The 24,706-nt window shown below is 43.5% G+C and carries 20 protein-coding genes and 1 riboswitch; of the genes, 7 read left to right on the forward strand and 13 right to left on the reverse strand.

What is annotated here, in order from left to right:
• Nucleotides 1-337: 337 nt before the first annotated feature.
• Both MHI53_RS21305 and MHI53_RS21310 read right to left on the reverse strand, forming a co-directional pair.
• Nucleotides 338-4,672, reverse strand: coding sequence for an endonuclease (locus MHI53_RS21305; protein ID WP_340372224.1), 4,335 nt, complete (start codon nucleotides 4,670-4,672; stop codon nucleotides 338-340).
• Between the two features lie 45 nt (nucleotides 4,673-4,717).
• Nucleotides 4,718-7,522, reverse strand: a complete 2,805-nt coding sequence (locus tag MHI53_RS21310; protein WP_340372225.1) for a 5'-nucleotidase C-terminal domain-containing protein — start codon at nucleotides 7,520-7,522, stop codon at nucleotides 4,718-4,720.
• 943 nt (nucleotides 7,523-8,465) lie between these two features.
• On the opposite strand from MHI53_RS21310, the gene MHI53_RS21315 reads away from it, so the two are divergent.
• Together MHI53_RS21315 and MHI53_RS21320 are read left to right on the forward strand one after the other, a co-directional pair.
• Nucleotides 8,466-9,002, forward strand: a complete 537-nt coding sequence (locus tag MHI53_RS21315; protein WP_340372226.1) for a hypothetical protein — start codon at nucleotides 8,466-8,468, stop codon at nucleotides 9,000-9,002.
• 267 nt (nucleotides 9,003-9,269) lie between these two features.
• Nucleotides 9,270-10,037 carry an SDR family oxidoreductase gene (locus MHI53_RS21320; RefSeq protein ID WP_061142736.1) on the forward strand — a complete coding sequence of 256 codons (768 nt, stop codon included), beginning with the start codon at nucleotides 9,270-9,272 and terminating at the stop codon, nucleotides 10,035-10,037.
• Nucleotides 10,038-10,096: 59 nt separating this feature from the next.
• On the opposite strand, the gene MHI53_RS21325 is transcribed toward MHI53_RS21320, so the two are convergent.
• From MHI53_RS21325 to MHI53_RS21345, 5 genes are all read right to left on the reverse strand, one after another.
• Nucleotides 10,097-10,909 (reverse strand): ABC transporter ATP-binding protein, encoded by an 813-nt coding sequence (locus MHI53_RS21325; protein WP_061142735.1) that lies wholly within the window; start codon nucleotides 10,907-10,909, stop codon nucleotides 10,097-10,099.
• Nucleotides 10,910-11,066: 157 nt separating this feature from the next.
• Complete coding sequence (locus tag MHI53_RS21330) at nucleotides 11,067-11,966, reverse strand: DMT family transporter (RefSeq protein WP_340372227.1); 900 nt, start codon at nucleotides 11,964-11,966, stop codon at nucleotides 11,067-11,069.
• Between the two features lie 34 nt (nucleotides 11,967-12,000).
• Nucleotides 12,001-13,464, reverse strand: a complete 1,464-nt coding sequence (locus MHI53_RS21335) for an aminoacyl-histidine dipeptidase (RefSeq protein WP_340372228.1) — start codon at nucleotides 13,462-13,464, stop codon at nucleotides 12,001-12,003.
• A 48-nt stretch (nucleotides 13,465-13,512) separates the two neighbouring features.
• The gene (locus tag MHI53_RS21340; protein WP_340372229.1) at nucleotides 13,513-14,124 is read right to left on the reverse strand and encodes a VanZ family protein; all 612 of its coding nucleotides are present in this window, start codon (nucleotides 14,122-14,124) and stop codon (nucleotides 13,513-13,515) included.
• Nucleotides 14,125-14,232: 108 nt separating this feature from the next.
• Nucleotides 14,233-15,057, reverse strand: coding sequence for a MerR family DNA-binding transcriptional regulator (locus MHI53_RS21345; RefSeq protein ID WP_340372230.1), 825 nt, complete (start codon nucleotides 15,055-15,057; stop codon nucleotides 14,233-14,235).
• Between the two features lie 103 nt (nucleotides 15,058-15,160).
• On the opposite strand from MHI53_RS21345, the gene MHI53_RS21350 reads away from it, so the two are divergent.
• Nucleotides 15,161-15,610 carry a GNAT family N-acetyltransferase gene (locus MHI53_RS21350; protein ID WP_061142730.1) on the forward strand — a complete coding sequence of 150 codons (450 nt, stop codon included), beginning with the start codon at nucleotides 15,161-15,163 and terminating at the stop codon, nucleotides 15,608-15,610.
• A 136-nt stretch (nucleotides 15,611-15,746) separates the two neighbouring features.
• Here MHI53_RS21350 and MHI53_RS21355 read toward each other — a convergent pair whose 3' ends face one another.
• The gene (locus MHI53_RS21355; protein ID WP_340372231.1) at nucleotides 15,747-16,391 is read right to left on the reverse strand and encodes a hypothetical protein; all 645 of its coding nucleotides are present in this window, start codon (nucleotides 16,389-16,391) and stop codon (nucleotides 15,747-15,749) included.
• Between the two features lie 93 nt (nucleotides 16,392-16,484).
• Between MHI53_RS21355 and MHI53_RS21360 the strand changes: the two genes are divergently transcribed.
• Nucleotides 16,485-16,667, forward strand: a complete 183-nt coding sequence (locus MHI53_RS21360; protein ID WP_100532893.1) for a hypothetical protein — start codon at nucleotides 16,485-16,487, stop codon at nucleotides 16,665-16,667.
• Between the two features lie 162 nt (nucleotides 16,668-16,829).
• Here MHI53_RS21360 and MHI53_RS21365 read toward each other — a convergent pair whose 3' ends face one another.
• Nucleotides 16,830-17,846 (reverse strand): ABC transporter permease, encoded by a 1,017-nt coding sequence (locus MHI53_RS21365; protein WP_340372232.1) that lies wholly within the window; start codon nucleotides 17,844-17,846, stop codon nucleotides 16,830-16,832.
• Nucleotides 17,846-18,568, reverse strand: coding sequence for an ABC transporter ATP-binding protein (locus MHI53_RS21370; protein ID WP_340372233.1), 723 nt, complete (start codon nucleotides 18,566-18,568; stop codon nucleotides 17,846-17,848). The genes MHI53_RS21365 and MHI53_RS21370 overlap by 1 nt, the downstream gene beginning before the upstream one ends.
• Before the next feature lie 124 nt (nucleotides 18,569-18,692).
• Between MHI53_RS21370 and MHI53_RS21375 the strand changes: the two genes are divergently transcribed.
• Nucleotides 18,693-19,292 carry a TetR/AcrR family transcriptional regulator C-terminal domain-containing protein gene (locus MHI53_RS21375; protein ID WP_340372234.1) on the forward strand — a complete coding sequence of 200 codons (600 nt, stop codon included), beginning with the start codon at nucleotides 18,693-18,695 and terminating at the stop codon, nucleotides 19,290-19,292.
• 46 nt (nucleotides 19,293-19,338) lie between these two features.
• On the opposite strand, the gene MHI53_RS21380 is transcribed toward MHI53_RS21375, so the two are convergent.
• Together MHI53_RS21380 and MHI53_RS21385 are read right to left on the reverse strand one after the other, a co-directional pair.
• Entirely contained in the window at nucleotides 19,339-20,592 is a 1,254-nt protein-coding gene (locus MHI53_RS21380; RefSeq protein WP_340372235.1) for an MFS transporter, read from the reverse strand.
• 218 nt (nucleotides 20,593-20,810) lie between these two features.
• A complete protein-coding gene (locus MHI53_RS21385) occupies nucleotides 20,811-21,002 on the reverse strand; it encodes a hypothetical protein (protein ID WP_061142725.1) in 192 nt (63 codons plus the stop codon).
• Nucleotides 21,003-21,258: 256 nt separating this feature from the next.
• Nucleotides 21,259-21,401, forward strand: a riboswitch (cyclic di-AMP (ydaO/yuaA leader).
• 163 nt (nucleotides 21,402-21,564) lie between these two features.
• On the opposite strand from MHI53_RS21385, the gene MHI53_RS21390 reads away from it, so the two are divergent.
• Both MHI53_RS21390 and MHI53_RS21395 read left to right on the forward strand, forming a co-directional pair.
• Nucleotides 21,565-22,911, forward strand: a complete 1,347-nt coding sequence (locus MHI53_RS21390) for a TrkH family potassium uptake protein (protein WP_340372236.1) — start codon at nucleotides 21,565-21,567, stop codon at nucleotides 22,909-22,911.
• A gap of 23 nt (nucleotides 22,912-22,934) precedes the next feature.
• The gene (locus tag MHI53_RS21395) at nucleotides 22,935-23,591 is read left to right on the forward strand and encodes a TrkA family potassium uptake protein (protein ID WP_340372237.1); all 657 of its coding nucleotides are present in this window, start codon (nucleotides 22,935-22,937) and stop codon (nucleotides 23,589-23,591) included.
• A 187-nt stretch (nucleotides 23,592-23,778) separates the two neighbouring features.
• Here MHI53_RS21395 and MHI53_RS21400 read toward each other — a convergent pair whose 3' ends face one another.
• Complete coding sequence (locus tag MHI53_RS21400; protein WP_061142722.1) at nucleotides 23,779-24,612, reverse strand: STAS domain-containing protein; 834 nt, start codon at nucleotides 24,610-24,612, stop codon at nucleotides 23,779-23,781.
• Nucleotides 24,613-24,706 lie beyond the last annotated feature (94 nt).

Genomic DNA, 24,706 nt, shown 5'->3' on the forward strand with positions numbered 1-24,706 from the left:
ATTATATTAAAATATCTTTATTTTTCCTAGAAATGTAAACCCTTTCATTGCATATTTCATCTTACCATATATTAGACTGCATACCTAACAAAATTTCTTATTAAGAAAATAAAAATAAAGATTAATTTTTCAGTATTTTTACATAATTTAGCAATGCTCGAAAATCTCTTTTACGGTTCTTCCCATTCTCATTTTAAATAAGGAGAGAACCATTGATTCGATCGATACCCTTTTGATCTTTTTGGCATTGAAGATCAAAGCCTATCCCATTGGAACATGGGAGGGCAAAAGGAGCAGCTGTGTACATGCCAGCTGCTCCTCCAATAACTTAAAAATACTAGCTAGCCTTTTTCTCATCCTTCGAATTCACGGCACCCCAAATCTTGGACGCCCATTCAGGGTGATCGATGAATGGATTGCGGTTATGCTGCCAGCCATAAATGACATGATTGCGATGGCTTTCGAAATCGTCGACTGGATCGAGTTCATTCCATTTCAGTAGTGTCGAAAGCTTTCCATGGAGCGGTTTCGGATACGTATTGACCGAATCGGATAATTCCAGATCCAGCTCCCCGTCCCCTTCATAACGGACGGCCATGTAAAACAGCATCCGGGCGATATCGCCTTTCACATGGTTTGGCGGTTCCCATGAATCTGCATCGAATTTGCATTCACAGCCATTGTACGTTTGGCCGCCATCGTCGAAATCGAGGTGGCCCCGTTTGCCATTCACCGTCACATCGGCGGGACGGAGATGGTGCAGGTCGGTCCCTGGGCCTTTGCTTGTTCCAAAATCACCGTGGGATTTTGCCCAAACATGTTCACGGTTCCATTGCCCAACATTGCCGCCATTGGCGTTCTTGGCAATCGATTTTCCAGAGTACAGCAAAAGGACATGATTGCTGTTTTGCGGATCTTCATCCGTTTCCTTAAGAGCATTCCATACTTGATCATAAGACACCATCGTATGTCCCTTGATGATGGAGTGCAGCACAGCCTTCAATTCCGTCCCTGTTTTTCCTGCCGCCTTTTCATAATAAGCTTCAAGCGTCGAGTCATCCGAGACGTTCAACGTGAAACGGGCAACCGCTTCCGACTGTTTGTCTTCGGCCTTGACTGCCACAATGGTTGTCCCCGCCTCATTCGTAGGGAGAGTTAACGTGGAGCCGGCAACCATACCAAGCGTCGATGAAAAGGTCAGTGGATCGCCATCGGGGTCTGTAAAATGTTCATCCAGATCGATCGTTACCTTAGACCCTAGTTGCACATTAACGTTTTCCAAACGTTTCGTCACGACTGGCGCTTGATTTTCTTTAATCCCAAAAGGGGAAGCGATGGCTTCCCCTTTCGAATCGAAAAACTTGATATTCTTTGTGTCGACGCCTTCGGTTACTGACCACTTCTGGACATTCTCAGCGCCGCGGATTTCTTTTACATGAGCATTATCGATGATGACTTCCTTCACCGCCATGCCGCCAAAATCAATGACTGCGCCTTCCTTATCCGGCTTGATCGTGACTGCTGCATTTTTGAGCCCCAAGCCTTTGAATACTGCATAGGAACTCTTTAACATGATGCCTTCATCAATTTTGGATGCTTCGTCCAGATCCACCAAAACACTAGGGGATGCAATCGTAAGTTTTTTTGTTTTAACGTTTTGCAGATGATACGTTTTATCTGGCGTAACCGGTTCAACTCCGCCCGATCCGGATAAAGCGGTTTGAATCAATACAGGATCATGATCGCTTGCCCGTCCATGCACTTCCATGAAGGATGAGTTAATATGGACAATATCGACTTTCGTCGCGGCGGCCATATTATTCGAGACGAGAATATGGTCCAATACTTGGGAATTCCCTTGATAGGTGTATGAATAACGTTTCTCAAAAGGGACTTTCTCGATCATATTCGTTAAGTCTTTACCCTTTAATGTTTTAAGCGGTGCCGAAAATTCATAATCGTTGAAATCGCCAAGCAAGACGATATTCGCCTTGGCATTCTGTGCCTTGATATCACTGACAAATCCGTTGACGATGGAAGCAATCTTAAGCCTTTGCGTCTCGCTTGAAAGCACAGGAGGCTGATTCTTTCCGAATAATGGCTGGTCGCCGCCCTTTGAATTGAAATGATTGGCGACTACCACGACACTTTCGCCTTTGAATTCGAATTGAGCGGCCAACGGCTTCCGGCTTGAAGCGAAGGCAGGATCAGCAGGCTCGATCCGTCCAGGGTTCAAGGTAAGCTTTCCATCCTTGAAGGCTACCGACTGCGTCGCCGACCCTTTCGTTCCCTCCGTTAACTTGACACGGTCGGCATTATATAAGAAGCCGACACGGATATTCCCGCCTGGCGCTCCGCCATCGCGTCTATCTTCTGGAGCGATATCAATGAATTGATAGTCCGGTCCGCCCAATGCTTTGATTTTGTCCGTTAGCTTCTTGGCACTTTGTGCAGAATCCGTTGTCCCGCTGTCCGTTTCCCCATCATTATCCTGCATCTCGGTAACGCCGATGATATCGGGCTGCTTAAGATTTGTAATGATGGATGTTGCGATTGTTTCCACTTTCGCGTTAGCCGTTTGCGTCGAGAAATTCTCGATATTATAGGAAGCAATCGATAATTTATCGGAATCCTTCTCTAACGCTGTCACTTCCCGGGCCGTGCCGCCATCCTTTAATGTCGGCAGCTGATTTTTATCCGTCAGCACCCGGTAGTTGCTGAATCCATAACTGAGTACACCCGTAACCGATCCTTCAAAGGAATCACCGGTTTTGGCCACGAATTTTTCATCATCTATATCCAAGATGATCCGTTCTGGATTGTAGTCCGTTTCCGTAATTTTCACGCCTCCAACAGCAGTCGTCGTTTCCATATTCCCAGGAACCACGACCAATTCACCATAGTCTTGTGGAGCAACCACTTTTGGATTGGATACCTGGACAAGCATACCCTCCAAGCTCTCGTAGAAATCAATGCCATCTTCGCCTGGATTGAATTCTGTCAATCTATCATCATCTATGTTTTCCGCAGGCGGAGTGACGTCTTTGCCGATGACGATCGGTTTCGGTACAGTCACTGTGCCGAGCTTTTCAACGGTCGTGTTCGTCAACTCCGTTGTTGGCAAATCTGTCGTTTTCCTCTCGGCATACCCCTCGATATACCATTCAACGACCTTACCTGCCACCTTGATATGATCTCCCGCTTTCAGACCATGCGCTTTATTGTATACAAGAATTCCCTCCGAAGTCGTTACGTCCTGATCCGGATTCGGATCCTGCATGTAGAAGTTATTCGCATCTTTTACATACGTGACGACACCCTCGACACCAGAGACGAGTTGATTCTCGTACGATGAATAATGATCCATCCCCTGGATTTCACGGATTTTCACTTCATTGGTTTTCGTGACGGTATAGGCAAATGAGAAAACCTCAGACGTTTTGTCGTTAACGGCCATTGCCTTTATGACCGTATCTTTCGTCAAGATGATGGGCTCTGTGTAAACCGTGCTTGCTGAAGTCGGTTCTGAGCCATCGAGCGTATAATGAATCTTCGCATCTTTCCAGCCGGTATTAAGTATTACCTTCGTATGTTCACTCACCGTTCCAGGGAAAATATCCGTGTAAACGGCCGGTTTGTTGATTAGTTCATAATCTTCAAGGCCACGCGGCTTCAGTTGGTATATGTCATTAAATTGTGAGGCGATTCCGGTAACGGAAATGACATCGCCGTCTTTAAAGCTTTTCAGGAAATCGTCATAAGTCGAACCGTTGCGGTTATCATGACGGACAATCACCGTGTTTCCGTTTGCATCCTTCGCCAGAAATTCGAATGTTCCGTATGTTCCCGATGCAGCCAATCCTGTAATGGTCACGTTTTCAAGGGTGACCAGCTCCCCTTGTGTGTCCCCATTGACGCCAGTTGCGTCCAGCTTTTGGATCCTCGGAAGCTCATTCCCGGAAGAAATGATATCCAAGGAAGTCGGCTGCATTTGCAATTCCTTGTTATAAGCCGAAACCTTGCCAATTAAACGAACCTTATCCCCTTGCTTCACATCCTTAGGCCATGAAGAACCATACACATATAGCCCAGCGGTCTCATCTTGGATATAAAATCCTTTACCACCCCAATATCCCAGCCCTGTGGTCACCACGCCATCCACCTGCACAACATCTTCGGTATTCGTGCGGGCTTCGGCAATGGAATCCAGAACCTTCACATCTGGCTGTTCAGGAGGAGTTCCGCCATCCGTGATGATGGTGTATGCGGTCGGCGATTTCAGACCAGGTACGGAAAAATATTTTTCCAATTTCCCGGTAATCGTCACTTGTGCCTTCAACAATTCCGGATGATCGACTAGATTCAATGCCGTGCGGATGCTTCCGGCTGGAAGCTGAACGGGCATGATTTTCTTTACATCCGTTTCATCCCGGCTGTCCGCTATCCCAATATTCGTCCCTTCAGTAAAAGGCGGTGCCTGCTGATAGCTTGTCCCGTTTTTTGCGACTCCGACAATGTATCCCTTCACGGTTGCCGTCCCGCTGTTATTGGTAATGGCTTCCGCCACCGTTATCGTCGTCCCTTCCGCGTTTGCAACGGCGGCGTATGGCAAAACCGTTGATAGCACAAACAATATGGCAAGGAAAAGCTTGCTCATCCCACTCTTCTTCAAGATCTCAACCCCTCCGACTTTTTACGTATATCTGTTTCATGCGAATTAAAAAATGATTTCGCCCTTCACGGTGATGCCGCTCATGTTCACGTTTTTACCTTGAACAACTGCTACGTCCAGATCGCCCTCGACCGTAACATTCGAAAAAGTGAAGTCATCCGCAGGAGTACCCGTCAATGTAAGATTGCCTTTAACTTCCGCATCCTTCAAAGAGTCGATATCCGTAATGTCCACAACCACATCGCCGTTATGGATCTTCGGTGCATCAGCACTTCCCCCAAAGTCCTTAGCAGATACTACGGTTGGATCAGCAGGGTTTCCAGCCACGTCTTTAATCCGTCCTTCCATGCTTGGAGAGATGTTTTTCAGTCCGCTTACATAATCGCGTAAATTTTCCCAATCGGCGAGCCCGATATCCGTCACCCGTCCTTCTTCATAAGCCTTCTTGAAAACGGTGAAGCCATCTCCGCCCTTGGCTGTAAAAGCGTTGGTCGCCACGACATATTGCTTCGCTGCCTCCAATTCGGAGTATGTTCCATCTTGGCCCAACACCTCAACCTTGTTCACACGGCTGCCTGCCGGCTTCGAGCTGTCGTAGCTGAATTTCATTCCGGCTACATGGAGGAAACCGCCATTTTCCTTAGGTGCAAGGCTGACACTATGCTCTAATGCCTCCGTGATTTCGGCACCAGTCAGCTTCATCGTCGCCAGCGTATTGCCAAATGGTAAAACGGTCAGGATTTCCCCTAGCGTGATTTCGCCTTGATCGATGCCGGCCCGGATCCCTCCGCCATTTTGGAACGCGATGACTGCAGCATTATTGAATTCTTTCGCTTTGCTAAGCATGCCATCCGTAATCAAGTTACCTAGTTCCGTTTCATTTTTACGTACACTCGGCTTCGTTTCGACGCCTCCATCACGAGGGGTTTCCAAAGCATTCACGGCGGTTGCCCCTGTCTTCGTTTCCTTCAGCTCCTTAATCTTCGAGGAGTATGTTTCAAGCACTTTAGCCGCTTCGGCATCTTCCTGTTTATCGGCAAGCTTGATCAGCTTGCCTGCATGGCCGTCAATCTTGCCGTCCTTATCGAAGTTCACATCGACCGTTCCCAAAAAGTCACTATACTGATAGCCCTGAACGATGACAGTAGGATCCTTCTCGTTCCCTTTTGCATCCTTGTCGATAACGACAGGGTTATCCAATTGCGTATGGCTATGGCCGCCCACGATCACATCGATCCCTTTTACGCTTGCGGCCAATGTAAGATCGTTGTCGTAAGCTGCATTGTCGTCATAGCCAATATGGGAGATGGCGACGATTTTATTCACACCCATGCCCTCGAATGCCTTGACCGCTTTTTCGGCTTCTTCTAGATAGTTTTCGAACTGGATGCTTCCAGGACTTGAAATATCTTTCGTTTCTTCCGTCGTAAGCCCGAAGAACCCGACCTTTTGACCGTCCACTTCCTTCACGATTCCATTGTAAATCTTCCCTTGCTCCGGTTTACTTGAAATCAAGTCAGAGAAGAGTCCCTTAAACTTATTATCTTTGGAGAAATCCACATTCGAACTGACAAATGGGAATTGTGCCCCTTTGACGAAATCGGCCAAAGCTTGATGCCCTTCCGCACTTGAACCCAAGTCAAATTCGTGATTTCCAAAGGTCATGATGTCATATTTCATGAGATTCATGAATTGAAGATCTGCTTGTCCCTTGAATTCATTGAAATAGAGAGTTCCCGAAAATACGTCCCCGGCATCCACCAACAACGCTTGGGGTTTTTCTTGACGCACTTCCTTAACAGCCGTCACCCTTTTGGCCACATTGTCCAAGTGGGCATGCGTGTCATTCGTGTGCATCAAGGAAAGCGTGATCGCCTTCGGCTTTAAAGCCTCTTCGGCAGCCGCAACCTTTTTATCCGCCAGGGTGATCTTCGCCTCGAATTCCTTGCGATCGGCATCCTTGATTCCACTTAAATTGATGGCGGCCTTGGCTTTTTTAGCCGCGTCTATCTGTTCTTTCGTTTTAAGCTCCCCGTTGGCAAGAGTTATATAGGCATTCACTTTTTTGGCGACTTCCTTTTTCTTTTCTGCGTATACCGCAGCATCATACTTAGCGGTTACTTCTTTTACGTAAGCATGGATGCCCTTGCCGAGTTTGGATGTTTTACTGACCTTTTTCAGCTGTGCCGAAACGGTTTTCATCCGTTGGTCTGCCGTTTTCAAATCGCCTTTTTTCACCCAGTACTCAGCTTTTTCATAGTAAAACGGCACTTTAAGGTCACCATCCAAAGCCGTTTTTGCCGACTTTGTGAATTTATCGTATAAAAGCTTTTCGATCTTCGCACCGTACACCGTATCCTTTATGGCCTTGTCTGCCTTTTTCACGGCTTTATCAAGTGCGTTGTATTGATCTCTGATATCATTGGATTTCTTGGCAATGACCGCGTTCGTAAGGGAATTGATCGTCTTATCATGAGCCGCTTTCGCTTTTTCAGCGTCTTTATATCCTTTTACATAGCCCTCTGATCGGGTGATATATTTATCATAAGCTTCGATTTCTTTGTATTTGGCTTCTTTTTCTTTTTTGCTTAATAGTGATTTTTTAATTGAAGAGTTGATGTCTTTTTTAGCTTGCTTGGCTGACTTGATTTGTTTCTCGACAGTGGACACGGAAGCGAGTTTAGAAGAGTAGAAATAGGTATCGAATGGTTTTTTGATGGTGGCCTTAGCTGCTTTGATTTTTGCATTCAGGCTAGTGGCGGCGTCTGATGGTGCCGGTGCTACTGCCACGATCGTTGTCGCAGCCATCATCGCAGCAGATGCGATTTTCACGATTTTCTTTTTCCCCATTAGAGTATATCCTCCCATAAGTTCTATACTGACATAATAATTTGTTAACACGGCCCTTGAATTGGCACGCTTTTCAAAAAATTATATCTGAAAAAACTTCATCATTTACACAAATCCCCCTACTTTTTTCCTGTAAAGATTCGTGTATATCCTATATTACAACAAAATAATCCAATTTTAAAACAAATTTACAATATCACACGAAATATTAACAGAATATTATCATTACTTTTCATACATCATACCTATTCTTCGGCTGAAGTTATCCCAATAAAATTATTAAACAGGCTAATAGTATGAAGATTGATTCATTTGACCGTTGGACTTTACCCCTGAATTCGCAAATAATCGACAAGATGAATTTCTGTTTGGCGTTCTATTGACCCACTTGTTGATTGGGGATCAATGATGGAAGGGCTTCTTCTAAAGCGACAGAGTTTTACTTTTGTCATGTGGATGCTGGCTGAAGCTGAATGGTTTTACTTAATGAACTGAAGAGGGGGCTGTAAGAACCCTTTGTTAAATGAAGGATTTTGATTGGTTCGGCTCAGCGGTACAACCGTGTGAGGCCCGCGGATACAACCGACCTTTCATTATCAATGCGAATCTAGTCATTTGCAGCGATAAGATCTTTTGTTTTTATTATAATAACACATACAGAACAAGCGTTCTAGTATAAATGTGTTAAATAATGACACTTTTTTAAAAAAATGCTTTTGGAAACATGAGCACCGATTCCTTGATCAGGTGCGGCTAGGTTCAACAAGGGTTCAGCTTCACCCGCTGTCACAAGCACTGTTATTTTCAAAGAGGTGATGGGGTTGTTCCCTGATATGTAGTGTAAATACAAGATGGATATTTATGTTAAAATTAATGATAATGAACGTTCAATGAAACGATTTGCTTCAATATGTAGAGTGTAAGGACATTGAAAGGAAATGAGGTGGCTATCATAAAGAAAATTCTTAGTTTATTGTTTTTATTTGTTTTGTTTAATGGTGTAGTTGCTTGTAGCAAGGATGCGGTGAAGGAAGGGATACCTATTAATGAGGGGGAAAAGGTCAGTCTGGAGGATGCAGAAAAATTATTTAAAGGGTATAGTACAGAGCTATATACCATTAAAGATGCATCCGATCCCCCTACTTTTGATGAAATTGCAAAAAATATGAAAGTATTTTTAACAGACGAACAATATAAGGCGGAGATCGATAACCGTAAATATCAGATACCGGAATTGGTATCCAAGCAGCTTAACAAAAGTATTGAAGTAAAAGATGTGACCCTTGAAGAACAAAGCAAAAATGATGATGGCACAATAGATTATTTTTATACAACGAAATTTAAAGTTTATGACGGGAACTCATCTAAGGTTTATGAGAAGGAAGGAGAATTAACCATATCCATTACAAATAAGGGATTGAAAATCGACCGTGAATGGAGTAGAGGCGTGAAAATTGACGGTTTAGATGGCGGGCTATAATAAGGCCTTACAGAAATAACGAGGGCTTTAAATAAAAAATGAGAGCTACATGCATGAGCTTGGGGTGGGATCATTACCAAGTTTTTTTCTGTCTTATTTACGGGCCATCAAATCCAATAACAAACGATAAATAATGAAAAAATATAAAAATAAATGAAAAAAACTATTGAATAATCAATTGCATTTGTAATAAACTGAAAACAGTTAATTCAGCATTCAATAATGAAAGCGTTGTCAAAAATATACGATGAAAGGGAGCTCTATTTTATGGATTTTCAAGGATATGATAAAAACTTCAATATTACAGACAAAGTTGCTATTGTTACAGGCGGAGCAAGCGGAATTGGAAAAGCTATAGCGGAATTATACATAGAAAAGGGGGCAAAAGTCGCTATTTTTGATCAAAAAGATTTTGTGGCAGATATAGCTAAGGAATGGAGTGTGAAAGATTCCATCGGCGTGCAATGCGATATCACTAGTAACGAAAGTATGGACCAAGCCATTCAGAAAGTTAAAGCACACTTCGGCAAGATTGATATTCTAGTCAATTGTGCTGGTATTGCTTTACTCGATGATGCCGAAAATATTTCTGATGAGTACTGGCAAAAAACGATGGAGGTTAACTTAACTGGTTCATTTAAAATGTGCCAGAAGGTCGGCCATTTAATGATTGAACGAGGAAAAGGCGGGAAGATAATCAACTTAGCTTCTCAGGCAGCACTTATTGCATTGGATAATCATGTAGCTTATGCTGCAAGTAAAGCGGCCATTCTTGGAATGACGAAAGTGCTTGCTTATGAATGGGCTCAATTTGACATTAAAGTAAACGCTATTTCACCTACCGTTATTTTGACTGAATTAGGGAAAAAGGCTTGGGCTGGAGAAAAAGGGGAACAAGCGAAAAAAGAAATTCCGCTTGGACGCTTTGGATATCCCGAAGAAGTGGCAGCCATTGCCTTATTCCTAGCCAGCGAGGCGACAAATCTAATTACTGGTGAAAATATCGTAATGGATGGTGGCAATACGATTAAATAATAAAGATGCCTGCACATACTCTCTAAAACTTGGACACTAGTACTCTTGAAACTGCAAGCTCAGCCTTGGGTTAATAAGGATTTGATCCGGATCCAGGGACGCTCGTTCTCCCATTTCACCGTGACGGGGACTTGAAAGGTCCTTTCCAATATAGGCTCCGTTAAGACCTCCATTTTTTCACCTTTAGCCACTACGGTGCCGGAATTGATCAATAACGCATGTGTGAGCGATGGGACGATTTCTTCAATATGGTGGGTAACATATAGGATCGTTGGAGCGACTGGGGAGTTCGCCATTTTTTCGATCGCTGCCAATAATTCTTCCTTAGCGTGAATATCCAGTCCATTGCATGGTTCATCCAGCACCAGCAGCTTCGGTGAAGACATTAGGGCCCTTGCAAGCATCACTTTTCTTTTTTCACCTTGAGAGAGCGTATGGATGAGTTGATCGGCCAAAGGCTTGATCCTGAATTGCTCGAGCAGTTCCATCGCCTTGTTGCGATCAACGTCCGTGATCTTGTCATATATTCCGATCGAAGCGAACTTGCCGCTTATGACGACTTCGAGGGCCGAATCATTTGCCCTTGCTTGATACTCTTGATCCAGGGAAGAACTTACCCAGCCAATGGACTTCCGCAGCTCGGGTATATTCGTTTTGCCAAAAATATGTCCCAACACGGACACTTGACCGCTGCTTGGCCATTGATACCCTATAATCATCTTCAGCAGGGATGTTTTCCCTGATCCATTAAGTCCTAGAAGGGCCCAATGCTCTCCTGGCCGAACCTCCCACGACACTTCATTCAAAATCGTTGTCCCTTTTCTCCGCCAGTTAATGTTGTTAAGCGTAATGATGCTAGTGACTTGGTCCATCGTTTTTCCTCCTTATCGGAACACCCATTGTCTGAATAATATGTTTATTGTTCCATTCTACCATTACCTCTCAAAATCTTCAGGATTTTCATGAAAGTCAAAAAAACGGTGTGAATATTCACACCGTACATGTTTCCAAAAATCCATGACCTGTTTTTCAGGCACTATTTTTTAGTGCTTGGTCTGTCTTTTTTCCAAATCCATTGATGATGACGACACTCGAAACCGCAACCAGTCCGCCTATTGTGGAAAGGACACTCGGAAGCTCCTGGAGCCAGATCCAAGCAACGATAATAGCAAATGCCGGTTCAATATACATCATGCTCGAAACGGAGCTGGCTTTCCCTAATGATAGGGCGATGGCCCAAGAGACATAAGCGACGGCTCCCGGAAAAATGCCGATATAGAGAGCAGAGACATTCGCTTCCAGTGTCGCTTCTTGAACTGTATGTATAAGGCCTGGAGAAAAGATGAAAAAAGGCAATGTACCTGCCCATGTAAAATACGCCGTCAATTCAATCGGCTTGTAACGAAGCAATAATGGTTTTTGAAAAACAAAAAAAACCGAAGTGGCAACGGATGCGAATAATACTAAAAAAGCTCCGTTAGAAATATGGAAGCTTGAACGGGCCGTTCCCAACGTAATAAGGAAGATTCCGACAAAACCTATCACTAACCCGGCCCAGCCAAACAAACCTAGACGCTCCTTTAAGACCATGGCAGCGATTACCGCCGTAAAAATGGGGGCAGAGGCAACGAGCATCGCTGCCGTCCCCGCTGAAACGGTTTCTTCACCGAATGTTACACCCAATTGATAGAGACTGATGCCGATCCAGCCCAAGATCACTATTTTTATCGCGTCCTCTTTTCGCGGTAAACGGAATTTGCTCGCAGGCCATAGAGCATAAAGGATGAAAACGCCTGATGCTATAAGAAAACGAATCAGCACTAAATGCCCTGCGGAGTAACCGCCATGGAGGCTTGCACGAATGGCCGCAAAAGCAGATCCCCATAAGATGATGGCTACCGCCGCTATCATGAATATCTTCAGATTCATAACCAGATCTCCATTCCTTTTTTTATATACAAGCCTAAAGGTCCTTCATCCTTTTTAATGTGTATAGGAAGTATTCCCAGTTATTTATCGTCGAGGGGATGCTGAGATGTTCATCAGGTGTATGGACGGAAAATATATCCGGCCCGATCGCAACGGCATCCAATCCTGGTATCTTATCGATGAACACCCCGCATTCAATTCCTGCATGGACAGCGATGATTTCAATCTCCGCATCATACTTGTCTTGATATGCTGCTTCAAATAATTTCTTGAGTTTCGAATCAGGATTATAAGGCCATTCCGGATAATCCGCATCAATCAGTAGGTCGCAGCCGAGCATGTCCGCGATGGCCTTTGCCTGGGTGACCATATGGTATTTGATGCTTTTGATCGAGCTTCTGATTTCACTTTCGAATGTCAATTCGGCCTCATTGGCAGTAACGACCCCTAGATTCGTCGAGCTCTCGACCAATCCCTTTATGCCCATGCTCATTCCTTGTACGCCATGGGGGATGATCAATAGGGAGGAAATGGCTTTAGCCGCCGTCTCCTTGGAAAAAACGGTGTCAGAAACGGAGAAGCTCCGGTCAAACTTTATCGACACTTCAGGATCGGAGGATTGCCTTTCATTTTTAAACGTTTCGTCCCATTGCTGGATTTTCTCCTTTACCTTCTGCTCATCCTCAACATGAAACCGTACCATTGCCTCTGCTTCACGAGGGATCGCATTCCCTTTTAGCCCCCCGCTCATTTGCTCAATAAAGCATGGGAATTCCATCATTAAATCCTGTAATATTCTTCCCAACAGTTTATTGGCATTGCCTCTTTCCTTATCGATCGATATACCTGAATGTCCGCCCTTCAGCCCTTTAATCCTGATACTATAGGGAACTGCATCGTTAGGGGCGGCTTCCCATGTGATCGGGAGGATCTGTCTGACGCGGATTCCCCCTGCACTGCTGACGAGCAGCTTTCCGTCTTCCTCCGAATCGATATTGATCAGCATTTTTCCCTTGAAGTGAGCTGCATCAACGGCAAGGGCCCCGTTCATCGTCGTTTCTTCTTCGGTCGTTATCACGATTTCAAGCGCAGGATGCGGGATATCATTCGCATCCAGAAGAGCTAATGCATAAGCAACCGCAATGCCGTTATCAGCACCTAGAGTGGTATCCGTCGCATAGAGCATGTCGCCGATAATCCGTAATTGGAGGGGATCGTTCTCAAAATCGTGAAGGGTCCCCTTATTCTTTTCGCATACCATATCCATATGTCCCTGGATGATGATGGCAGGAGCGCTTTCATACCCAGGTGCCGCCGGCTTTTTAATGATGACATTCAGGGCTTCATCCTGGATTGCCTCTAGGCCCCTTTCCTTCGCAAAACGAACCAGATAATCACTGATCGCTTTTTCATTTCCCGAACCTCTCGGGATTTTCGAAATCTCTGCAAAATAATGAAACACGGGATGGTCCGTTAATTCTTCCAACGTGCGATACATGAAAAACACCCTTTCATACAACCTATTTATATAACTTGGAACACTTCGTCACCAGCATCTTCCCTTCCCAGGCAGGATCTTAACCACCCTGGAGAAAAGGGGATATAGGAGGTATCCCAAGTAAACACCGCTCATGTTCAGGATAAGGTCATCCACATCCAAGCTTCCGCGCCGCAGAACGAACTGACTGATCTCGATGATGAAAATCAAGGTGAACGGATAAAGGAATTTCGTTAAGGCGGTCGGCTCTTTCCCTTCCCTGGACAACAAATACAGCCCAAACGGAATGAAGAGTCCCACATTGGCACTAAGGTTATAAAATGACACAAACCCATCCATTTTGTTCGATGCATAAGATAGAATGGTGGAAAATGGAATCATATTATAGGAATAGACCTGACCTGTTGGCCGAAAAAACAGCAAAACCGATAGTGATGTACTGTAGCCGACAAATGCGGCCTGCCATAAAAAACGCCGGACGGTGATCACTTCTCTGCGAAAATAAACAACGGCGAACGAAACGAGCATGAGGATACAAAACCAGACAACCAGGATTGCCAAAGGATTCAAATATAAGGAAAGCTTAAGAAACAAAGGCAGACCGCAAAAAAATAACGCTTGCGACAGAAACAAGGAAAGCAGGACCGATTTTAGCGACATATGCGTTCATCCTCCTTCCAAATCATACCTATCTTTTTATCCTAGGGCATCTTCCACAAACCGTCAACAAACGTCTCAATCGTGTGATGCCGGGTTAAAAGCGCTCCCTTATTCGACTTCCACCATGATCTGGGTCAGGTAATTTTCATATCCCTTTACCGAGACTTCATCCAGGATGTATTCTTCGTAGGCAAACGATTTGATGTTCAAGTTTTCATGTTCCATGAAGCGGACGATTCTTTTATAAGTTTCGGAAATATTTTCATAGCTTCCCTTATGGTAGGCAACGATATAAAGTCCCTTCGGTTTGGCATGGAAGGCAGGGGTATGATGTGCATCATTTACTTTCGTGTAAAGAAACGAATAATTATCATGATCTCCGTCGAGGATTCTTTCTCTGCTTATCATCGCCCCGATAGGGAATCCGGTGTAAAATTCATTGTCATTGCAGAAATCGATGAAGTCCGAAGTCGCTTTCAAGAATTCGGCATCAGAAGAGTTCAGGATGGATTCACTGAGAAAAAGCTGTTCTTCCTCCTCGAGTCTCAAGGTGATTTGCGAGTCATCCATACATAGCGCTTTTTCAGTGAGAGAGATTTTCGTTTCGATGATTTTCTGCATACGATGAAGATTTCTTATCTTTTTTTCCAATTCCAGCGACTTTTCTTTGAAAAGCTCGATCAGTTCCAGAGGTGACCGGTTGGTAAGAAACCACTTAATCTCCTTCAATGGCATATTGAATTCCTTTAATAATGAAATGACAGAAAAAACTTCAAATTGTTGATAGGAATAATATCGATACCCTTTGTCGTTTTTAATGTCGGGAGTCAGAAGCCCAATTTCATCATAATGGATGAGCGTTTGTTTCTTTACATTGCATAATTTGGCGAATTCACCGGTTGTGAAATATTTTCCTATATTTAACTCGGACATTTTGATCTCTCCTCTTGACTATATGGTAACCAGATACCTTAGGGTATTAGTATATCATCATAACAAAACGGATAAACCGGAGCGAATTGAGGAAGGAAATTATATGACAGTCCATATTAAAGAAGTCACGAACGAAAATAGAGCGGAGATTTTGAAGCTGCACATCCATGAAAAGCAAAGAACATTTATCGAAACGACCGAGCAATGTTTGAAAGATGCACGGGAATGTAAATATTACAGGCCAGTCGGTCTTTATACGGAAGATACCTTGGTCGGTTTTGCGATGTATGGTTTTTTCCCTGGCGAAGGGGAGCATGGCCGAGTTTGGCTCGACCGTTTTTTCATTGACGCAAAGCATCAGGGCCAGGGCCTTGGAACAATCCTGCTCGAGGCTTTGATCGAACGGTTAACCATGGAGTATGATTGCCCCGAGGTCTATTTGAGCATAGTCGAAGAGAATCAGGCTGCTTCTCACTTGTATAGGAAATTCGGCTTTGCCTTCAATGGCGAAGCAGATTTCAACAATGAAAGAGTCATGGTCAAGAAAATATGAGCATGGAGGAAACATGCGAAAAAAGTCCTTAAATGAAAAAGGTTGCCCCCTAGAAGTCTTATTCCTGACTTTTGGGACAGCCCCTGAATAGATATACTGTTTTATTTTCCATTGATTAATAAAAATATATCGTGTTTTATTTATATTTCACTTTAATATAAGGAGCACCTACAGCATATGCGGTATTTGAATAATACGTATTTATAACCTTTCCAGTAGGGCTTTTTACTACATGCTTAAATCTTTTGAAAGTAATGTCTGACCAAACACCTAATCTACTATATTTTTTTGAATTAGCTGGGATGGTAGCAGAAACTGATGTATTATGAGATACACTAACCCCCACATTATAACCACTATAACTATAAGAACCTGAAATAGTATAAGATTTCCCACGAGAAATAGTATAACTGCTAGCTTTAATCCAAGCATTTGTAAGAGGATGATAGTTCACCCATTTTTCTTTTGTTGTATTAGTAGTAATAGTAGTAGTTGTAGTTTTATTGCACGTTGCGCATCTAGGAACAATTTTAATCATTTGGTTATCTAAATAGGCATTATAATCTTCTACTGTATCAAAAAACACTAAAGTCCCATCGTCTTTTGTTAACCTATACGGAGTATCAACTGTTAATCCTACATTGGCTTCTTCAATATCAAAAACAGAATCGGCTCCTTTATCTGCAGAAACTTTTGATAGGTTCAAAGATCCGATTAATAAAATAAATAGACTGAAAAGACTAAGAAGTCGAATGTAAAACTTTTGGTTATAAATTCTCATTTTTAAATCTCCCCTTTTTTCCTATATTTTCTGTATAATATCATTATACATTTTTTAAAAAATAATACAAATTAACCAAGTGGAGGTAAAATAATGAAATTATTAACCGGTACTCTAGCATTATCCGTTTCTTTTATACTATTTATTTATTTATATGGTTTAAAGGTTGATTCTTCTATTAAATACAATGCAACATTTTATACTTTTCCCGCACTTCTATTTTTTATAGCCTTATTTTGTTTTGTGTCATTGATGGTAAACAACAACAAAGACTGAAAGAAAATAAAAATGTTTAGGCTAAAAAGGGCGTCAATTAGGCCGATTTCGACTTTTTGACGCCCCTTCTTTAAAATCAAGAATGCTGATTTAAATGCATTCTTGAATTTTTTTTGCTTCTTTTGGCTGATTTTATCCTTTCGGGACAACCATTGCACTCATTCATAAGGAACGGTATCTTTTCAAGCTAATGATATTGATCGTTATGAACACGGCCGAAAATGCCACGAGTACGATAAGATCCAGGAATACATCAGCGAAAGAAAAACCTTTATACATGATGCCGTTCATGGCATCCGATGCGTAATAAAGCGGCATGATTTTGCCGATTTTTTGCAGCCAGTCCGCCATGCCATCCAAGGGGAATATCCCTGTGAAGAAAATCTGCGGCACGATGACGAGCGGGATGAATTGCACCATTTGGAATTCGGAGGTGGCGAAACTGGACAGCAGCGTGCCAAGCGATAAGGCCACGAGTGCGACAAGTATATTCGTCAATAACACGAGCCATATGGAGCCCACGAGCACGATATCCAGTACGTTGACGGCATAGAGGACGACGATGATCGTCTGAATGAGGGCAAATGAACCATAGCCGATCACATAGCCGGCGACGATTTCATGCCGCTTGATCGGCGTGGCCAGCAGCCGCTCCAGCGTTCCGCTTGTTCGCTCCTTCAAAAGCGCGATTCCCGCTATCAAAAACACGAAGAAAAAAACGAAAAAGCTCACGAGCATCGGACTGAAGGTGTCAAAGCCCTTTGTATTTTCATCTCCGTACACATATTGCGATTCAATGGAAGGCATTTTGCTTGTATGTCCTTGCAGTCCCAGCATCAGCTGCATTTGGACGGCTTTTGCCCGTGCTGGTTCGTCGTTCAACAGCGTAAGCTCCATTTTTCCATGTTCAACGTGTAACCAGCCATCCGTTTTGGTTTCAATCATTCGTTTCCTTGAAAACTCCTCAGCTGCCTTTACTTGAAAATCGGCCTGTCCCAATCCAGCGACCGTGCTTTGATCACTGCCGGTTACGACGATTTTCAACTCACTCGCTTCTGTGCCAAAAATGAAGTACATGAGCGTTAAGATGAGCAAGGGGGCGAGGAAAAATAAAGCTAGGGTCCTTCGATCACGGCGCAGCTGCTGGATGATTCGCGTCACGAGAGAGGAAATCCGCATTACCGTCCGCCTCCAATCTTTAAAAATACATCATCAAGCGTTTCCGCCGCAAATTGTCCTTTTAATGCGGCAGGCGTTCCCGATGCAATGATAGCTCCCTCACGCAGCATCGCCAGTTCATCGCATCGTTCTGCCTCATCCATGACATGCGTCGTTATCACGATCGTCTTGTGCTCTTCATCTCTTAACCGCTCCAGCTCCTGCCAAATGTTTCGTTTTAGCATAGGATCGATCCCCACCGTCGGTTCATCCAAAATGAGGATTTCGGGATTTTGGATGAGGGCGATCGCCAAGGACAAACGGCGCTTCATCCCCCCGGAATAATGGGCAATCCGAGTGTTCAAATCATTCGTTAATCCGACGATTTCAGCTGCATATCGGATCCGCTCGCTTCTTTCCTTTTTCGATAACCGATATAGCTTCGCAAAAAACTCAAGGTTTTCAGCACCAGTCAGCTCAGTATACAAAGCATCGGATTGTGCCATATAGCCGATTTCCATCAACAATGTTTCATTTGGCACCTTATGATCGAGAACCGTGACGCTCCCGGCATCCGGCTTAATCAGGCCGACAATCATTTTGATCAAGGTCGTCTTACCGCATCCTGAAGGACCTAACAAGCCGAATATTCCACTTTTTTCTATCGTGAGGTCCAAGGGCTGAATGACCCTTTTATGTTGAAAGCCTTTGGCAATACCTTCCATGATAATCGCATGTTTCATTGGACGCACTCCCTTCCACTTTAATTAACACGGTGTTGAATGTATCATCATTCTAAGGTAGCATGAGTTTCAATACAATGAACAGATTTTGAAAAATGTTCAGTGAAGTGAGGGAGATATTCAGATGGCATCGATTCATGAGGAAATGATACAAAAAACGAAGGCGCATATCCAGCATCACTTCATTGCACTCGTTGAAGCAGAAGGATTTACGCATGTGTCGGTAAAGAAGATTGCAGAGCGTGCGAACATCAATCGAGGCACCTTCTATCTTCATTATGCAGATAAATATGCGTTGATGGATCAATTACAGCAAGACTTGCTGGATGAACTTCAAGCACGCATTACGGCGATTTTACCGAAAGAGGCACTCCTTGCCCTTCATCAGCAACAGCTATATCCGCCTTTCGTCGCGATTTTCCAATTCATCGGTGAGCATGCCCAACCCTTGAGGGCGATTCTTGGTGATCAGGGCGATCCTTCTTTTGCGAAAAAAATAAAGCGTGTTTTCGGTGATGTCCTTTTGGATCGATTGATCAGCCAGCATCCTGCGGCTCTCAATGAAGCATTTCGAACATATATGCACGCCTTTTTGACATCGGCGATTTTAGGGGTGATCCAGGAATGGCTGGAAAATTGCGAGGAACAGCCAGTGGAGGAAATGGCAAAGATACATTTTCAAATCTTGAATTTCATCAGCCAATTACGCACATTCATTAAATGAAATGGATATAAGGCATGTTCACCGCATGCCTTTTCGGAAAGGTCGCTTACACCTTTTTCTCCGCCATTCCCCCTTCACTGGAATAATACCTGCTTTTCACTGGCTTCATACTGAGTACACATAATAAAATCGAAAACGCAAGAAGCATCACGGAACCTGCAATCACGACGAACCGAATCGAAAGGAAATGGGCAGAAGCACCGACAATCACTGTTGTCATAATGATCAATAATGCTTCCAACAAACCGAACATGCTGCCCACCCTCCCCATGATGTCCGCCGGGATATTATTCTGATAAAAAGTTTGAAAGCCAGTATTAGCAAAAGCCAATGAAAAGGCAATAAGGAAAAATCCCGTGGCCGCGATTGAAAACGAAGTCGACACGGCATAAATCATATAACCGATCGAAACACATACGGAACCCAGGCCAATCAGATAGGATATCCGCACTTTACTGATGAATAATGCATTTATGATTGCTCCGGCAATGATACCCGCCCCGGCGATGCTTACGAGGAATCCGTAATCGCTGTCCGACAAAGAAAGCACGCTTTTGGCAAATGCTGCTTCTTGGGAGTCCATGGCCGTTTCCATTACGACCATGCAGCTGAACAAGAAATATATGAGCATCACATATGAGGCTTTCCGGCTGTAATCGAGGACGATGCCCCAATCCTTTTTCACGATGGCCCAGGATAGGTGGCGATCGATAAGGCTAAAGGAATCATCCTTTTCAAGATCTGGCATGAATAGCGTGATCACGCCTGATAATACTAAGGCTAGAGCATTGATATAGATGGCAGCGACGGGGGTGCCGATTATGAAAAGGAGACCCGCTATCGCTGGTCCAATCAAAAAAGCCCCTGAATCGATCAAGCTTCGCAATGAGTTGAATCGTTTTCTTTGTTCGATTGGTATTAATTTTGTTATATACGTCCTTGATGTTGTACCAAACACGGCCTCTGCCATATTGATCACCAATACGAGCGAATAGATCGCCCAAATGGAGGAAGTCAATGCCAGCAAAGCGATGAATGTCGCCCGGAATAGATCAAGTGTGACCATCATATTCCGCTTATTTCTCCGATCGATGACGCTGCCAGCCCAAACATTGGTCAACAATACCGCCAACGGTTTCACCATATATAAACCAGCGACTGCTAAGGGAGACTTGGTCAAATCAAGAACGATTAAATTGAGGGCGATGAAATACACCCATGCGCCGAAGTTCGAAATCCCGATTCCGCACAATAAAATGGAAGGATACTTCCATGATGACATTACATGTTTGAATCTCATCTATTCCCCACCCCTGGTTGTCATGCCCGGCTGAATGGCCTCCCTATCCGGTATTACAACGAAGTCCTTTTTCCCTAAATTTTAACATTATCCATTCCGACATGTAAATGATTCCAACGCAAAAAAACCCATTGATCGGCAATGAGTTTGAAAGCGAAACAAGATATGGATTTTTCGGCTCGTTCAAGTTATATTGCCGCAGAAGAAATGGACGATTTTCACCTTTGGGAAAAGAATTTTAACAAAGGATTCTTTTTCTTGTCGGTTATTCTTAATTCATTCATGATGATTTGATCCTCATGATCGGCTATCCATTTCCTTAGTGCATCTTTATCCTGGCATTGTGTTAAGTATGTCTGGCCGCCCTTGCCTGTAGCATTGATAACATATCGATTGAACGTCTTCTCCATAATTGCCTTGCCCGCCTTCTTTGTAAAGTGTGTTTGATTTTATTTAGGATTTCCCCAAAATAACGATTATATATATTGTCTGAATTTTATTTTTTGAATGAATCGAACCTATCATAATGTGCTAACTAATATTTGTCAATACGTTTTCAAAATGTAAATGAAATGTTAATTTTCAGTTTTGTTAAAGAAATATTTTTTTACAATTTAGGGGTTTACAACTGCTAAATGATGGGAGTAGAATACGTTTTATCCATTTAATATAATTCGGCCAAAACTCAAAGGATTTGAGTACGGAGGACCCAATCATTTGGGGTTAATTCTGCCTTGCAGAAGGGATGAGATCAGCTCTTTCGCCATCCTACCCGTCAGCTAACTTCGTCGGCTAAAGCGAAGGAGGTCATAAGACCGCCTAATTCGGAAGCTTTTTTGCACGTTATTTGTGTCAAATTAGCCGTTCGAGGTTTTTCGCAGGTCTTTTTATTATGCTCTAAAAGCTTCGGAATGAAAGATTGATGGTTCATATATTCATATAATGTTACACATTACATTATCATAGGCAGGGATGATCAATTTGATAAAAGCAAAAAATTTATTGGATCCGCCAAAAATACTTGTACTCGGGTTTGGCATCCTGATACTGATCGGGTCCTATTTATTGACCTTGCCGATTTCCACTGAAAGCGGGCATGGTCTTTCTTTTCTGGATGCTCTTTTCACCGCAACATCCGCTACTTGTGTAACAGGGCTTGTCGTAGTGGATACGGGATCGACTTTCACCACTTTTGGCGAGTTGGTCATCTTGACACTGATTCAAATAGGCGGCTTAGGATTCATGTCATTTGCGACGTTTTTCTTTTTCCTTTTAGGCAAGAAAATTTCCTTAAAAGGCAGGTTACTTTTGCAGGAGTCCTTAAATAATCTATCCATGGCAGGTGTAGTCAGGTTAGTGAGACGACTTTTGATTTTCACCGCCATCATTGAAGGCATGGGCGCCCTTATCTTATCGATTCGCTTCTCATTTGACATGCCAATCGGCAAAGCGATTTATTATGGGGTTTTTCATTCCATATCGAATTTCAATAATGCCGGCTTTGATTTAATGGGGGAATTCAGGAGTTTAACCCCCTATGTATCGGATCCATTCATAACCCTTACGGTCGTCTTCCTCATCACGTTTGGCGGAATAGGTTTCATCGTGATGAATGAACTATACGAATATCGTGATATCCAGCGTTTATCCGTACATACGAAGGTCGTTCTAACGACAAGCTTGATCCTTACGATTGCCGGCGCAATTTTAATCTTTATATTCGAGTTCGGCAACGCCAAAACATTGCAGCCTTTATCCTTGATGGGTAAAACGCTATCGTCTTTATTTCAGTCGGTTTCACCAAGGACGGCAGGCTCTAATACGTTGGATATTCCTGATTTGACTCAGCCTACCTTGCTGCTCATCATTTTCTTGATGTTCGTTGGGGCTTCTCCCGGATCGACTGGCGGCGGGATTAAAACAACTACATTGGCGACGCTTATCGGAACGGTTTGGTCACAGATTAAAGGAAAGGATGATGTGGTCTTATTCCGTCACCGTATTGTGAGTGAAACGATTTTCAAAGCATTATCCGTTTCATTCATTGGCGTATTCATGGTTTCAAGCATCTCCATTCTGCTGGCCATCACGGAAAGCGGAAGTGACTTCTTGATGATTTTGTTCGAAGCCACTTCAGCATTCGCCACCGTGGGACTTTCAATGGGCTTGACCCCAGAATTATCACCGCTTGGCCGGATGCTCATCATTTTTACGATGTTTGCAGGCCGTGTGGGCCCTTTGACTTTGGCCTTTGCTATCGCCATGCGGCGCAAACCAGATCCGTTCCGTCGGCCAAAAGGGAAAATCATGATTGGTTAATCATAAAAGGAGGCGTGTAGAAGATGGGCAAACGACAATATGCCGTAATCGGATTAGGCAGATTCGGAACCAGTGTGGCACATAGATTATATACGGCCGGCCAAGAGGTTTTGGGGATTGATATCAATGAGGAAAGTGTCGAGAATGCGGAATTGAGCGTTACCCATGCAGTCATTGCGGATACAACCGAAGCAGAGACATTGAAATCGATCGGAATCCGTAATTTCGATTGTGTCATCGTAGCCATCGGAAATGACATGCAATCGAGCATTTTAACTACCTTGCTTTTAAAAGAGCTTGGGGTCAAAAAAGTCATTGCCAAAGCCCTTAATAAAAATCACGGCCAGGTGCTCTCGAAAATCGGTGCCGACTGGGTCATCTATCCTGAGAGGGATATGGGGGAACGGGTCGCGAATCAGCTTCTCTCCCCTAACATGCTGAACTATATAGAGCTCTCTAAAGAATACAATATCGAGGAAATCATCCTCCCCATGAGCATGAAGGGAAAAAGCCTCAGAGAGCTCGATTTACGTGCAACATATAATATCAGCGTCATTGCCATCGTCAGTAATGGAGAAATCATCATAGCACCATCACCGGATCAGGATATTCATGAAAAAGATATGCTTCTAGTCGTTGGCAATAAAGAAGATCTAGCCGTCTTTGCCAATATTGAATGATCCACTGACTGTTTATGTCATGGAATCCATGAGGAATGATAGCTTTCACCCTCTATTATTGTTTCCCATCTTGCGCGTATCTATCAAATGTGGTTTCAGTATTAACATCCTATCATTCAAAAAGACCGCCATTTGGCGGCACTCCGAAGTTTCTTTAAAAGCTAGCATCCCCGCGCTTATGTATGTATCATTTTATCGTATGGATCGCTTGGGCTAAAGTCGATTTGACCGTCACCTTTTCAAAAGGCAGTTGAAGCTTGACTGCTTTCATCGCTATTTCCGGCCTAAGTCCTGAAAGGGTCGTATGGATGCCGATGAGATGCAAGGATTCGATCAATTGTGACAGCTGATGTGCGGATGCACCATCTATGGAATGGACGCCTGATAAATCAAGGAACAGTCTTGAGACATTTTTTTCGGCACACTGTTGTAACGTGGTCTCTAGCAAGGACATGCCCCTCGCTGTGTCGATATCACCAATCAGCGGGAGTAACGCTGTATGATCATTAAGAGAAATGATGGGCGAGCTCAATTCATCGATCATTTGCTGCTGGGCTTTCATGATTTTGTTGGCATATCTATGGTTTGCCTCAGTGAACCTTTCCATCACTTCACTGAACACCCTAACCACGATCTTATACCAGGAGTTGATTTCCGCTTGGGTATATTCCTCTTCATGCAATGCCGCAAACTGCTCGATATAATCCAAATATTGTTTTTGTGTCCGGAAAAATTCCCTCAATATGTAATAGATGGGCGTATTTAAATGTTCCTCATCCTGACCGATATCTTCAATCCATTCGTCTAGCTCATTAAAGAACTGGCTTTCTTCTAACGTGAAGATTTGAAAGAAATGTAAATGAAATTGATAGTTTTGCTGCTTCAGTTTTTCGATAACTTGGGGATCAGGAGAACTGTATACCCCCGCCGTATCGTTTTTATTCAAGGTTGCATACCAATCTTCAGTCAGTTGCTTTGCTTTATTTAATAAAAAGGAATATAGTTCTCTATTTCTATGCATAAACGTCTCCACCTATTTATTTATTATAAGAACTCATTTCAATTGGTCTCAAGTCTGCTGGTACCGCGAGTTGGCAGTCCTCTTCCCCTATACC

This window comes from Peribacillus sp. FSL E2-0218 (genome assembly GCF_037992945.1).
Lineage (GTDB): Bacteria > Bacillota > Bacilli > Bacillales > DSM-1321 > Peribacillus > Peribacillus simplex_B.